12 protein-coding genes are annotated in these 15,130 nt (G+C 32.7%); 7 read left to right on the top strand and 5 right to left on the bottom strand.

Annotation, left to right across the window (positions count from 1 at the left end):
* The first annotated feature begins 28 nt into the window (after window positions 1-28).
* On the top strand, window positions 29-796 hold the full coding sequence (locus N456_RS09705; protein ID WP_062056359.1) for an XRE family transcriptional regulator: 768 nt from the start codon (window positions 29-31) through the stop codon (window positions 794-796).
* A gap of 106 nt (window positions 797-902) precedes the next feature.
* Here N456_RS09705 and N456_RS09700 read toward each other — a convergent pair whose 3' ends face one another.
* The 5 genes from N456_RS09700 to N456_RS09680 form a co-directional block, all read right to left on the bottom strand.
* Window positions 903-1,904 (bottom strand): App1 family protein, encoded by a 1,002-nt coding sequence (locus N456_RS09700; protein WP_062056357.1) that lies wholly within the window; start codon window positions 1,902-1,904, stop codon window positions 903-905.
* Between the two features lie 132 nt (window positions 1,905-2,036).
* Window positions 2,037-4,415, bottom strand: coding sequence for a sodium-translocating pyrophosphatase (locus N456_RS09695; RefSeq protein WP_062056355.1), 2,379 nt, complete (start codon window positions 4,413-4,415; stop codon window positions 2,037-2,039).
* 452 nt (window positions 4,416-4,867) lie between these two features.
* Window positions 4,868-5,398, bottom strand: coding sequence for an inorganic diphosphatase (locus N456_RS09690; protein ID WP_062056353.1), 531 nt, complete (start codon window positions 5,396-5,398; stop codon window positions 4,868-4,870).
* A gap of 203 nt (window positions 5,399-5,601) precedes the next feature.
* The gene (locus N456_RS09685; protein WP_062056351.1) at window positions 5,602-8,094 is read right to left on the bottom strand and encodes a DUF5686 and carboxypeptidase-like regulatory domain-containing protein; all 2,493 of its coding nucleotides are present in this window, start codon (window positions 8,092-8,094) and stop codon (window positions 5,602-5,604) included.
* Window positions 8,095-8,215: 121 nt separating this feature from the next.
* A complete protein-coding gene (locus tag N456_RS09680) occupies window positions 8,216-9,193 on the bottom strand; it encodes a pyruvate dehydrogenase complex E1 component subunit beta (protein ID WP_062056349.1) in 978 nt (325 codons plus the stop codon).
* A 252-nt stretch (window positions 9,194-9,445) separates the two neighbouring features.
* On the opposite strand from N456_RS09680, the gene N456_RS09675 reads away from it, so the two are divergent.
* The 6 genes from N456_RS09675 (at window position 9,446) to N456_RS09650 (ending at window position 15,102) form a co-directional block, all read left to right on the top strand.
* Complete coding sequence (locus tag N456_RS09675; protein WP_062056347.1) at window positions 9,446-10,192, top strand: electron transfer flavoprotein subunit beta/FixA family protein; 747 nt, start codon at window positions 9,446-9,448, stop codon at window positions 10,190-10,192.
* Window positions 10,193-10,261: 69 nt separating this feature from the next.
* Complete coding sequence (locus N456_RS09670) at window positions 10,262-11,230, top strand: electron transfer flavoprotein subunit alpha/FixB family protein (protein ID WP_062056345.1); 969 nt, start codon at window positions 10,262-10,264, stop codon at window positions 11,228-11,230.
* Between the two features lie 87 nt (window positions 11,231-11,317).
* Window positions 11,318-11,935, top strand: coding sequence for a bifunctional nuclease family protein (locus N456_RS09665; protein WP_062056331.1), 618 nt, complete (start codon window positions 11,318-11,320; stop codon window positions 11,933-11,935).
* Between the two features lie 38 nt (window positions 11,936-11,973).
* Window positions 11,974-13,686 (top strand): NupC/NupG family nucleoside CNT transporter, encoded by a 1,713-nt coding sequence (locus N456_RS09660; RefSeq protein ID WP_062056329.1) that lies wholly within the window; start codon window positions 11,974-11,976, stop codon window positions 13,684-13,686.
* A 143-nt stretch (window positions 13,687-13,829) separates the two neighbouring features.
* Entirely contained in the window at window positions 13,830-14,654 is an 825-nt protein-coding gene (locus tag N456_RS09655) for a thymidylate synthase (protein WP_062056327.1), read from the top strand.
* Window positions 14,655-14,676: 22 nt separating this feature from the next.
* Complete coding sequence (locus N456_RS09650) at window positions 14,677-15,102, top strand: energy transducer TonB (RefSeq protein WP_062056325.1); 426 nt, start codon at window positions 14,677-14,679, stop codon at window positions 15,100-15,102.
* Window positions 15,103-15,130: the final 28 nt, after the last annotated feature.

Here is a 15,130-nt window from a genome sequence, read left to right as displayed (position 1 = left end):
TATACTAATTATTAAAATTTTTGATTTTATGGATAATTCGGCTAATCAAACCATAAAGCGTTTTAAACAAATTCGCGAAGAGAATCATTATACTCAATCAGATTTTGCTAAGGTTCTACAGATTAAAAATTCTACTGCAGATATAGAACGAGGTAAAACTAAAATTTCTGGTAAAGTTGTTGCCAGATTGTTGAAAGAGTTTAATATTAATCCTTTATGGCTGTTTGGAGAAAGTATTCAAAAAGAAATACAATTACATTCGGGAAATGTTAGTCCTAAGATAGTTACAATCGATTCTCATAATAATGAAAACATAGTTTTAGTAAATGTAAAAGCTGCAGCAGGATATCCTCATAATGTACAAGATACGGATTGGTATCAGCAATTACCTGCATTTGATATTCCATTACCAGAATATAGAAATGCTACACATCGGGGTTTTCAGGTAGAAGGAGATAGTATGTTGCCGCTTTTAGAACCCAAAGAATGGGTGATCGGTAAAGCTGTGAATAATCTTGCTGAGGTGAGTAATAATACGATTTGTGTAATTGTATTAGAAGACAGTGTTGTCGTAAAAAAAATTAGAAAGAATAAAGACGTATCAGTACTAACATTAATCTCTTTGAATTCTGAATATTTACCATATACAATTCAGGCGCATCAGATTGTAGAACTCTGGGAGGTGAATAGTAAATTAAGTTTTAATATAGATGCTAATTCTGATACGACTAGTATTAAACAATTGCAAGAGGCGATGCTAGCACTAACTTCTGAAGTAAGAAACCTTAAATCATAAGTTTATGATTTATTTTGTAAATTTAATAAGATGAAATACTCTTTTCTACTTTAGACTATTGTAGAGGTGATATGATCTCTGAGATTAATATTCTTTGTATCGAAGCTTATTTTATAAAACCTAATTCTTCTGCATGCTGTATAGCTTGGTTAGAGGTGTGAACAAGTACTATAGGACAGGCTTTAAAAGCATCTATGATTTTATTAATTCGTTTCTCTTTTCTACGATTTTTTACGTTTCTTAAATAAATAGCTAAAATACGATTAGGGTGTTCTTCTGCAATTTTGGTGTAAATATCAGCATCTTTTTCTCCACTATCACCTATAAGTATAAATTTAAGATGTGGGTATATTTTTAATAGATTCAAAATTTCAGATTGCTTATGAGGAACTTTAGGTTTCGGTGTCTTATCAAATGGAGTTCTAAAATCTCTAAGTAATACAGGTCCTTTTGGGAAATCATTTTTCTTTAAAAAAGCGCTGAGGTAGTCATAAAGATTCCATGGGCTGTTACTTACATAAAAGAGAGGATTAACAGGAGCTCCTGTTGTGCCAAAATTCAATTTTTTATAAAACTTGACAATACCTTCGACAACAATTCTTTTATCAAAACTTTTAAAAAAAGTATTAGTAATAACTTGCCATTTAAACAATGATGCTACACCTGTGTGTAATATGGTATCATCAATGTCACTTATAATACCATATTGAGCATGGACAGAAGGAATAAGCATTTGACTAGTAAATATGTTATTATGATTAATATGCTTATGTATTTCATCTTTCTTGTAAGATACTGTGTAAGAAATCCAACCTTTGTTATCGATATACTCAGAAATTGCAGAAGTACTATGCTGGATATGGTAGTATCCTTCTTGATCAGTAATTGTTTTTATGCATTCTCCATTAGGTAACTCTAAGAGTATGGGAGTATTTCTTAATTCGTCACTTTCGAATTGCCGATATATATTCCGTAATGTTTTAAAGAGATGTTGATTGGTGCTAAAATCAATGTTTTCATCTTCTAGAGCTCTTCCAGTAGCACGAAAAAGAGATGTTGTACCATATCCAAGGTAAGTGTTGATACGTAAAGCTTTTTTCTTAAACATTTATCTGGTTTAATCATAGAATGTGCCCTAAATATAAAGAAAACATATGAGTGTTGAAGACCTTGGAATTAATTTATAAAAAAACAACCTCGCTGATATAGGCGAGGTTGTTTTATAAGATTAGAGATGTTTTTATTGTATAGAAGCTTTAATTAATTCAATTTCAGCCTTGACTTCGGTTGCTGTTCCTGTTACTTTTTTTGTTTCATGTTTTACTTTTCCTTCTTCTGATGTTTCTATAGTTACGGTAGCAATTGCTAATTGATCTTCCATTTTCATACTAACCTCGATTTTCTTTTCAGAAATATTATCTATAGGTTGTATAACTTCTGTCTCATTAGTAGCAACAGTAGTTTTTGTATGATGACCTCCTAAGATAGGAGCAATTACCAGACCAACCAGACAGGTGAGTTTAATTAAAATATTCATAGAAGGACCAGAAGTATCTTTAAAAGGGTCTCCAACAGTATCTCCAGTTACAGCAGCTTTATGGGCATCAGAGCCTTTGTAGGTCATTTCTCCATTGATTTCTACACCTGCTTCAAATGATTTTTTAGCATTATCCCATGCACCACCAGCATTGTTCTGAAAAATTGCCCACATTACACCAGATACACAAACTCCTGCCATATAACCTCCCAGAGGTTCAGCTCCAAATAATAGTCCTATAATAATAGGAGTTATGATAGTGATCAGTCCGGGTAAAATCATCTCTTTTAAAGCAGCTTTAGTAGAAATATCTACGCATTTAGCGTATTCTGGAATTCCTGTTCCTTCCATAATACCAGGGATTTCTTTAAACTGACGTCGTACCTCATGCACCATTTCCATAGCTGCTTTACCAACTGATTGCATGGCTAGGGCAGAAAATATAACAGGGATCATTCCTCCTACAAATAGCATAGCTAATACATCTGCTTTAAAAATATTAATGCCGTCAATCCCTGTAAAGGTTACATAGGCAGCAAATAGTGCTAATGCTGTTAGTGCCGCAGAGGCAATTGCAAATCCTTTACCTACTGCTGCTGTAGTATTTCCTACCGAGTCTAAGATATCTGTACGTTCTCTTACTTCGGGATCCAATTCACTCATTTCTGCAACACCACCGGCATTATCGGCAATAGGCCCAAAGGCATCGATTGCCAATTGCATTGCTGTGGTAGCCATCATTGCTGAAGCAGCAAGAGCAACGCCATAAAATCCTGCAAGTGCATAGGATCCGTATATAGCAGCAGCAAACAAAATTACGGATAAAAATGTTGATTTCATCCCTACTGCAAGACCGGCGATGATATTTGTTCCTGCTCCTGTAGCACTGTTTTGTACAATGGTTAATACAGGTTTTTTACCTAAACTAGTGTAATGTGAAGTTACCATAGATATTAAAGCTCCTACTGCTAGACCTATAATTGCTGCATAAAATACATGTATGGATGGAATTTCTTTTACTCCTTCTCCAAAAAAGCTCATTTGCATTGTTTTTGGTAACATCCAATCGATTAAGAAATAACTAGCAATCAAAGTCAGTATAATAGCTGTCCAGTTACCAATATCCAATGCTTTTTGAACTTGTGCTTCTTTGGCATCATTAGTTTTGATTCCTACTAAAAATGTTCCTATAATTGATGCTAAAATTCCTACTCCAGCAATTACTATAGGTAGTAGTATAGGTCCCATATTGCTAAAATTATCAGAAAAAGGAGCTGTAGCAGACATATCTCTGATGACATAATTACCTAGTACCATTGCAGCCAAGACAGTTGCAACATAAGATCCAAAAAGATCAGCTCCCATACCTGCAACATCACCTACGTTGTCACCTACATTATCTGCAATAGTTGCAGGATTACGAGGGTCGTCTTCGGGGATTCCGGCTTCTACTTTACCAACTAAATCAGCCCCTACATCAGCAGCTTTTGTATAAATCCCACCACCTACACGAGCAAAAAGTGCAATAGATTCTGCACCTAGAGAGAACCCTGCTAAAGCTTCTAGCACCATAGTCATATTATTATAAAAAGAACCTTCATAACCCATAAACTGGCTAGTAAAAAACATAAAAAATAAGCTTAGTCCCAATACTGCTAGCCCAGCAACACCTAACCCCATTACGGTTCCTCCTCCAAAAGACACTTTTAGTGCTTGTGGGAGACTTGTTTTTGCCGCTTCTGCAGTTCTTGCATTAGCATCTGTAGCAATACGCATACCGATATTACCTGCTAGTGCTGAAAATATGGCTCCTATGATAAAGGCAGGAACAATCATCCAGCTTGTAGTATCTACAAGTATAGAAATGCCAAATAAAGCAACTGAAGCAATGATAACAAAAATTATTAGTAACCGATATTCTGCAGCTAGAAATGCAAGAGCTCCTTCTTTAATGCTTTTAGAAATTTCCTGCATCTTCTGATTTCCAGGAGCTTGTTTTTTTACCCATGCCATTTTTATAAACATAAATAGCAATCCTAAGATTGCTAATGCAATTGGTACAAAGATCATGTGTGATTCCATTCAATATATTTTAAGTTAATTAGAGTATCTAAAAGTAATAAAATTAAGCTTAATACAGAATAGTAGTTAAATTATAATAAGAATGATATGTTTTTGGTCTTTTTTTTATCATAAAAAATCATTTTTTAATTATTCTTTATGATAATTCTATTTTGGGATTAAGTACTTTGGTAAATTTTATGTACTTAGATTACATAAACTATTATAGAGAGAATTGAATTATTTATATTTTCAATAAAATCATAGTATGATTATTCCAGAAGAAGAGAACATTTTTTTAACCCTTCATTAAGGGTTTAATTCCCTGAGGCTAGCCTCGACATCAAAATGTTTTTTTAGGAATCATACCTCGTGAGCTTGCTCCGAGGTTGTTGATTTTAGACTATATAAAAAAGCATGATAACCTAATTCAATATTAGATATCATGCTTTTAAAAATTTATAAGATAATATTTAGTAAATACTAAATAATCCTTTTGGTTTGTCTTCTAAATCTTCAAAACGTTTTACACACGCTTTGATGATAGATTTAGCATCTTCTAGATTTCCCCATCCTCCTACATCTACTTTCTTTTTTTCAAGATCTTTATATACCTGAAAGAAATGTTCTATTTCCTGAATTAAGTGAGGGTTTAATTCATTAAGATCATTAATTTTACTTGCAATTGGATCAGAAACTGGTACACAAATAATTTTTTCATCAGGACCTTTTTCATCTGTCATATGAAATACTCCAATAGGTTTTACTTCTATAACACATCCAGGGAATGTGCGTTCTGTAACTAATACCAATACATCTAATGGATCACCGTCTAAAGCCATAGTTTCTGGTATAAAACCGTAATCTGCGGGATACATCATCGAAGAAAAAATCATACGATCGTATCGTATTTTTTTTATTTCAAAATCATATTCGTATTTGTTTCTACTTCCTTTAGGTATTTCAATAAGTACGTCAAAGCTTTCTTTAGTAGCTGCGCTCATAATATAATTCACTTTTTAATGGGCGTCAAAGATAGGTATTACAGGTTTTTAGTTAAAATTTATATACAAAAATTATTATGTTTTTTATTAAATTTTAATATTTCGGTAAACTATGGATATTTTAATAAAAAGTATGCAAAATAGTATCCATATCATTGTTTAAATAGTATGGTCTTACAAAAATATAAGGTGTTAAAATTATTTTAGAAATAAAATCCAAAAGATCCGGTTATTCCAAATTTTCGAGCGTCAGGATTATTAAAATAATTTCCTCTAAAATGGAAATCTATTCTAAAGATTTTAAAAATATTACCTACTCCCAGACTATACTCCCAATAGGCTTCATCATCAGGAGCAACTAGTATTTCTTTTGATGGAGCACTAAGTAAAATGTTTTTATCTGACAATTCTCCCCAAGCGCCTCTTAATCCAACTAGCTCCCTAAGGTTTAATTTTCTCAAAAATGGAATTCTAGAAAATATCCTACCATTAAAATTATGTTCTAAGTGCAGAGTTGCGTATGTATCAGTTACAAATTCATAAAAATTAAGTAACGGAAATGTATTCTGAATAGATAGATAGGTTTGATTAGCAGGAATCACACTTAGCAATCCTAATGGAACGTCTCCATATGTTTTTCCTAATTCTAAAGTACTACTTAATCGACCAAAACCTCCGATATTTAAAGGTTGCTTATATAATAATTGAACTTTTTGATAATCAAAATCACTATTGATAATATCTTTTAATCCTACACTATAATTTAAAAACAACATTGCATGTTGACCTTTATTAACAACCACTTTTTTAACACCATATCCTGTAGTTTTTCGACCAGGATAATATGAAATAGAGGTTGCTATTTCAGTTTGTTTAATTTTTGTATGGAGTTCATTGTTTTCAGGATCTATAAAATCTAGATTAAATAATGTTTTCTCTGCAGGCTTTAAAGTTCTAAAAGACCCTGTAATACCTACAATGATATTCTTTTTAGGTTCTAACTCTAGAGAGACTGCGGATAAATTAATAGATGTAAGTCTATCGTTATCTCCTGTAGATATAACAGAAGAAGAGGCAAGACTTCTTCCTTCTACATTATTCGTATTGGTTAAACTAGCTCCTAATTGTTCTACATCTCTTCGATTTCCTCCAGAAATAATTAATCTAGATTTTCGATCAATCAGATATTTACCTGATAATCCATATTTAAATTTATTATCCTTAAACCCATATGCTCCATACCCTTCTACTCTCCATCTATCATTTGGTGTAAAATAAGTTCTACCCCCAAACCTAAGTCTCCATCCTTCGATGTCATTATAACCTACTGTAGAGAGTATAGGTCCAAAATCAAATCCATTAAAATCAACATACCCTTTTGCAAGTATGTTACCTATGCTATAAATTCTTTTAAAAGCTTTTACTGTTTTTAGTGTATCCAACAGCTTATATACTTTCTGTTCGTCTTTATTAAGGCTTTCCATTCTGGCATTTGCCCAGAAAGAATCTTCTCGATTATAAATATCCTGATTATAAGGATCTACTTGAGTTTGATAGAATTTATTATCCTTTTTTATATCAAATTTATAATTATCATATAAAGTTGTTCTTTTACCATATACTCCTCGGGATTTTTCTTTTTTACTAAAAGCGAAATCAGATTGAAAATAATCTTTAGTGATTAAGAAAATTGAATCATTTAGAACATCAAATTCTTGTTCTATATATACATCTTTTATCCAATTGATATTGGCACTTTTGGTAATTTCGAGATTAATTTCTTTAATAGCCCAAGTAGTATCATTCACCCAAAAATCACCTTTAAAAGTAAGTTCATTCTTTCTTCTAGGATAGTATATGATGTTATAGCACCATTTATTATCAATATACGCACTATCACTAAGAACATAGTTATAAACACCAACTCCTGTTCTTGATAAAGGACTTGTAAAACTTTTATCAAAGAATTTTAAATAGTTATCATAAATATTATAGTCAGAGTATAGATCCTTAACAAAATCAATTAGAGTTTGATTATTACTAAATCCGGCATTTTTATTTCCTGTAAGAACTTCTTTTTGCTTATTAATAATGTTATCGCCATATACTTTTGATACAGCTTCATTAAGAAATATAGGTAAATATGTTTTACCTGTTATTCTAGAAGTATCTACATCATCAAAAATGAATTCCATTCCATTAAAAATTCTACTATTGATTAACGTGCTATCTATAGTGTTTAAATCAAACTCTAGTTTTTCATACTTATCATAAGTATATTGCTTAAACTTTTTAACCCCATTCTCTCTTCTGTTTTTCCATATTTTTTTAAGAATATCAACAGCTGGGTTATTTTTTTTAGAAGTTTTACCTTTGTATATAACGACTTCATCTAATGCAGCAGCCTCTTCTTCCAAAATGATTTCCATCTTATAAGTAACAGGCTTAGTTAACTTTACAGTTTTGGTCTGAAAACCGATAAATGAAACTTTAACATTGGAGTAATTGTCATCAGATTCCATATAGAACCTCCCATTTTCGTCGGTTATAGTTCCAACAGTAGAATTTGTAAAAACAATATTAGCAAAAGGGACAGGTTGTTTATTGCTATCATATACTTGGCCCCCAACTTTAGTTTGTGAATAAAGGAATGTACAGCTAAATAGTGCGAATATTCCTAAAATCAAATGTCTCATGTAAAACTATTAAGATTGTTACTTTTGATAATTAATGTAATGGAGTGCATCAAATTTTAGACCATTTTTATAGCTTCATACTACTATGGAAATTAATGAACTTAAATTAAAAAAAATCATTTTATTTATACAGTACTTTTTTGACGGCTTTAACAACATCTTTACTATTAGGAAGCCATTCTGCTAGTAATTCAGGAGAATAAGGAGTTGGAGTGTCTGCTGTATTTATTTTTATGATTGGAGCATCTAGATAATCAAATATAGTTGATTGAACCTGATATGTAATCTCTGACGAAATGTTAGCAAGAGGCCAAGCTTCTTCAAGAATAATCAAACGGTTTGTTTTCTTAACAGAAGTGAAAATCGTTTCTAAGTCTAGAGGGCGAACTGTTCTTAAATCAATTACTTCACAAGAAATATTTTCTTTTGCTAATTCATCTGCAGCTTTATAGGCTTCTTTAATAATCTTACCAAATGAAACAATAGTAACGTCATTACCTTCTTTTTTGATTTCAGCTACACCTAGCGGAATAGTATACTCTCCTTCTGGGACTTCTCCTTTATCACCATACATTTGCTCACTTTCCATAAAGATAACAGGGTCGTTATCTCTAATAGCAGATTTTAATAATCCTTTTGCATCTTTTGGGTTAGAAGGGACTACTACTTTTAATCCAGGAGTGTTAGCAAACCAGTTTTCAAAAGCTTGTGAATGTGTTGCTCCTAATTGACCGGCAGAAGCTGTTGGTCCTCTAAAAACAATTGGGATATTAAATTGACCACCACTCATTTGGCGCATTTTTGCAGCATTGTTGATGATTTGATCGATTCCAACTAACGAGAAATTAAAAGTCATAAACTCTATGATAGGTCGGTTACCATTCATAGCACTACCTACACCGATACCTGCGAACCCTAGTTCAGAAATTGGAGTATCTATAACTCGATCTGGACCAAATTCATCTAGCATGCCTTTACTAGCTTTGTATGCTCCGTTATATTCTGCAACCTCTTCACCCATTAAATATATGGATTCATCTCGGCGCATTTCTTCAGTCATTGCTTCGCAAATTGCTTCTCTGAATTGTATGGTTTTCATATGTTTGTTTTTTTAATCATAACCAATAATCTCTAACTATTGATCACTATTAATTATAGTTAATAGTTACTTAACCATGCTGGTTTTTTTATATTAAAAGTTATTCTACGTCAGAATAGAGGCAAAAGTAGGAATTAAAACCCTTTTGAAGATGTTGTATATTAAAAAATTTACTATGCATGCATAGTAAATAATAGTTTTTATTTGTACCTTCGCTTTTATTATTAAATTCTCAAAAAATAGATACATAAAATGAAAATATTAGTTTGTATTAGCCATGTGCCAGACACAACTTCAAAAATTAATTTTATAGAGGGAGATACTAAGTTTGATACTAATGGTGTGCAGTTTGTGATTAATCCTAATGATGAATTTGGATTAACTCGTGCAATGTGGTTCAAGGAAAAACAAGGAGCATCAGTAGATGTCGTAAATGTTGGAGGGCCTGAAACTGAGCCTACTTTACGTAAGGCATTAGCTATTGGTGCTGATAATGCTATAAGAGTTAATACAGAAGCTACTGATGGTTTTTATGTTGCTCGACAATTAGCAAAAGTTGTACAAGAAGGAGGGTATGATCTTGTTATAGCGGGTAGGGAATCTATCGATTATAATGGCGGTATGGTTCCTGGTATGATTGCAGCCCTTACAGGGACTAGTTTTGTAAACACTTGTATCGGTATAGAGGTAGAAGGAGATACGGCAACGACAATTCGAGAAATTGACGGAGGTAAAGAAACTTCTACAGTTAAGCTACCTTTGGTTGTAGGAGGACAAAAAGGATTAGTGGAAGAAAGTGATTTGCGTATTCCTAATATGAGAGGAATTATGATGGCTCGTAAAAAACCACTTACTGTAGTAGATCCGATTGATGCAAACCAAGAAACAAAAGCAGTTCAATTCGAAAAACCAGCACCAAAAGGAGATGTTACATTAGTGGATGCTGATAATATAGATCAATTAGTAGAGTTATTACATAACGAAGCTAAAGTGATTTAATCAAGTTTTTAAATTAAAAATATAAAATAATATGCTGAAAATTTAATCAGCAAAAAAAACATATAACATATGTCGGTTTTAGTATATACAGAAAGTGAAGGAGGAAAATTTAAGAAAACTGCTTTTGAGGTAGCATCTTATGCTAAAGAAGTAGCTACTATACTTGGTACAACAGTAACTGCTGTAAGTATTAATGGTGGAGATAGTAGTGAGTTAGGATCTTATGGAGTAGATAAAGTTTTACAAGTAACTAATGATAAGTTAGCTACATTTAATGCAAAAGCATATGCAAATACTATAAAACAAGCAGTAGAGAAAGATGGGGCAGAAGTGGTTGTAGTGAGTTCTACTACAGATAGTAAATTTTTAGCTCCATTATTATCAGTACATTTGAATGCGGGTTATGCATCCAATGTAGTAGCATTGCCTGAGAGTGCTTCTCCTTTTAAGGTAAAGCGTACTGCATTTACTAATAAAGCGTTTAATATTACTGAAATCTCAACTGATGTAAAAGTAATAGGATTGTCTAATAACGCTTTTGGACTTAGGGAAAATTCAGGGTCAGCTGAAGCAGAGGTCTTTGAGCCCTCTCTTGTAGATGCAGATTTTGATATAGAAGTAACTGCTGTTGATAAGGCTACTGATAAAGTTTCTATCGCAGATGCAGAAATTGTAGTATCAGGAGGTAGAGGGTTAAAAGGACCTGAGAATTGGGCGATGATAGAGGAGTTAGCAGATGTACTTGGTGCAGCTACAGCATGCTCTAAACCTGTAAGTGATATGGGGTGGAGACCACATGGAGAACATGTAGGGCAGACAGGAAAACCAGTAGCTTCTAATTTATACATTGCAATTGGAGTTTCAGGAGCAATACAACACTTAGCAGGAATTAATGCAAGTAAAGTAAAAGTGGTTATTAATAATGACCCTGAAGCGCCTTTCTTTAAAGCTGCAGACTATGGCGTTGTAGGGGATGCTTTTGAAGTAGTACCAAAACTTATTGAAAAATTAAAAGAATTTAAGTCGAATAACGCATAATTTTCATAAATTGTGCCCAATTAGGGCTGTTTGAGCTTAGGTAGAGTCCATTTCGTTCAAACAGCCTTTTTTTTATTGAAAACAACTATGAGTTTAGTTCGACTGAACATAAAAGGTATATCATATAGTCAAACCCAAAATGGTGCATATGCGTTGATTTTGAGTGAGGTGGATGGAGAAAGAAAGCTTCCAATTGTTATTGGTGCTTTTGAAGCTCAATCTATAGCCATTGCTTTAGAAAAAGAAATCAAACCACCAAGACCACTTACCCATGACCTCTTTAAAAATTTTGCAGACCGATTTGATATTATCATAAAGCAAGTGATTATTCATAAGCTTGTAGACGGTGTCTTTTATTCTAGCATTATCTGTGAGCGAGATAAAATTGAAGAAATTATTGATGCAAGAACCAGTGATGCAATCGCATTAGCATTACGTTTTCAAGCACCTATATTTACTTATAAGAATATTCTGGATCAAGCAGGTATATATCTTAAGGTAAATCCTAAAAAAGATGATGAAGCAGATCCAGAAGGACTTATGATAGATGATCTTGTATCAGAAGATATTCAAATGGTACAAGAAGAGGCAAATTATAAAGACCTGTCTTCAGAGGAGCTTAGTAAAATGCTTAATCAAGCTGTTGTTAATGAAGATTATGAGTTAGCAGCAAGAATTCGTGACGAAATTTCTAAAAGAGGTTGAGTATACAGGTCAGTGTTTAAAATCTAATTTGTTCTTAAATGATTTCAGTTTTTATAAGAAAAGGGATAGTCGTTTTTCTACTTTCATTATTTGTATCCATTGCAGTATCTGCTCAATCAATAGAAAAACGTTGGGTTTTAGAAGAAATTAGTGAGAATTCTGAGGAAAAGATTAACGTTAAAAAGGGAAGCTATCTTTACTTAGATCAAGGTCAATTCTCATACTCTTTTAATAGCGTTTCAGAAAAACTTAAAGGAGATTATCTACAACAGAATAATGTTTTATTATTTTTCCCTGAAACTGCTCAAGACTCTCTGATACGATATAAAATTATTACATTAACCGATTCTACACTAACAGTATCCAAAAAAGGAATCTCTTACTCGCTTATTGCAGAAAAAGAAACTCAGGCAGCTTCTAATACAAAAGTTAGTCAACTTATTCCTAATCAAGGATTTTCTTTCAATAGTCTTTGGAGAGGTGTTTTAGGGATGATTTCACTTTTGGTTATTGCATATTTATTTAGTGCCAATAAGAGGGCTATAAATTGGAAAACCGTAGGTGTTGGTTTAGTTGCTCAATTGTTATTAGCTTTTGGAGTATTGAAAGTAAGTTTTGTACAGAAAGCTTTTGGTTTTGTAGGAAAACTATTTGTTCTCATACTTGATTTTACAAGAGCAGGAAGTGAATTCTTGCTAGGGGATATGATGAATGTAGATAGTTTTGGTTTTATCTTTTTATTTCAAGTATTACCAACCATTATATTCTTTTCAGCTTTAACCTCTGTGTTATTTTATTTAGGAATTATTCAGATTGTGGTAAAAGGTATGGCATGGATATTAACTAAGTTAATGGGGATTTCGGGAGCAGAAAGTTTAAGTGTTGCGGGTAATATATTTTTAGGTCAAACCGAAGCACCTTTAATGATTAAAGCTTATTTAGAACGAATGACACGTTCAGAGATCTTATTAGTAATGATAGGAGGGATGGCAACAGTTGCCGGTGGTGTTTTAGCGGCTTATATAGGTTTTTTGGGAGGCGATGATCCAATATTAAGATTAGAATTTGCTAAGCATTTATTGGCAGCATCAGTGATGGCGGCTCCTGGAGCTATTGTGATTTCTAAATTATTATATCCACAGCAAGAGCCTATAGATATGGATGTAAAAGTATCTACAGATAAAATAGGATCCAATATATTAGATGCTATAGCAAATGGAACTACGGAAGGGCTTAAATTAGCAGCAAATGTAGGAGCGATGCTTCTGGTATTCATAGCATTTATAGCGATGATAAATTATGGACTAGGAAAGTTTGGAGAATTAACAGGTTTTGATCAATTTTTATCTAGTCATACTCCATACAGTACGTTCTCATTAGAAGCTATTCTTGGGACGGTATTTGCACCTTTGATGTGGTTGATAGGAGTTGCAAAAGAAGATATGATGTTAATGGGACAATTGTTAGGAATTAAACTAGCAGCAAGTGAATTTGTTGGGTATATTCAATTAGCAGATTTAAAAAACCCTACTAATTTACTACACTTTACCTATAATAAATCTGTAATAATGGCTACATATATGTTATGTGGATTTGCAAATTTTGCTTCAATTGGAATACAGATAGGTGGGATTGGTTCATTAGCACCAGGTCAAAGAAAAACATTATCAGAATTTGGAATGAAAGCACTAATAGGGGGTACAATAGCCTCTTTATTGTCAGCTACAATCGCAGGGATGATAATAGGATAACATAAAATTAACGCAATATTGTTAAAAACTGGTGAACAACTATTTATTAAGTAAAAAGTTGGAAGACTTCTCGTGTGCTATTTTTTGTATATTTGAAAATAGTTACAATAATTTTAACATTTGATAAGAAAGAATAAATAATAATGAAGCAGTATCTCGATCTTGTACGTCATGTACTAGAAAATGGAAATGAAAAAGGTGATAGAACTGGTACAGGTACAAAAAGTGTATTTGGATACCAAATGCGATTTGATCTTAATGAAGGTTTTCCGATGGTAACTACAAAAAAGTTGCATCTTAAGTCTATAGTATATGAGTTATTATGGTTTTTAAAAGGAGACACTAATATTGGATATCTTCAGGAAAATGGCGTTCGTATCTGGAATGAGTGGGCAAATGATAATGGAGATTTAGGGCCTGTTTATGGTCATCAATGGCGTAATTGGGATGGTAATGAAATTGATCAAATTAAGGAAGTTGTAGAGACACTTAAGAATAATCCAAATAGTAGACGTATGTTAGTTTCTGCTTGGAATCCAAGTGTGCTACCAGATACATCAAAATCTTTCTCAGAAAACGTAGCTAATGGTAAAGCAGCATTACCTCCCTGTCATGCTTTTTTTCAGTTTTATGTAGCTGATGGTAAGCTATCATGCCAATTATATCAGCGTAGTGCCGATATTTTTCTTGGAGTACCTTTTAATATTGCTTCTTATGCATTGTTTACTATGATGATGGCACAAGTCTGCGGTTACGAAGTAGGTGAGTTTATACATACTTTTGGAGACGCACATATATACAATAATCATCTGAAACAATTAGAGCTTCAGTTGTCTAGAACACCTCGAAAATTACCTAAAATGATATTGAATCCAGAGGTGAAAAATATTTTTGGCTTTGTTTTTGATGACTTTAAGCTAGTAGACTATAATCCAGATGCTCATATAAAAGGATCTGTTGCAGTTTAAGCCCAAATTTAAATGAACCAATATGAAAAAAACATTACTAATTTTAACAATTTTGCTATCGGGATTTTCTTTTTCTCAGGATGCAATAATTTTATCGCAAGAAAATGCGAATGAAAAAGGAATTTCACCTATGTGGCCAAAATGTGAAGATGCTAGGCAATCACCGTCACAATGCTTTGATAATAAATTAAGGAATCATATTGTTAGAAATTTTGAATACCCTGAAGAAGCTGTTAGTGAAGGATTGAGTGGTACGGTAACAGTAGAATTTATTATAAATAAAAAGGGTAAAGTAGAGGTAATCGAAGTTAAAGGAGCTCATAGATACTTACAGAGAGAAGCAATAAGGATTATTAGAAGTATTCCTAAAATGAAACCTGGTAAATGGGGAAATAAACCCATAGCAATTGCTTATGTTGTGCCAATTACATTTCGAAAACCTCATTAATGAATGATATATTTTTAACATTGGATTA

The sequence above is a fragment of the Aquimarina longa SW024 genome, from assembly GCF_001401755.1.
Lineage (GTDB): Bacteria > Bacteroidota > Bacteroidia > Flavobacteriales > Flavobacteriaceae > Aquimarina > Aquimarina longa.
Note: the sequence above shows the minus strand (reverse complement) of the source record. Positions and strands in the feature narration are given on the sequence as shown.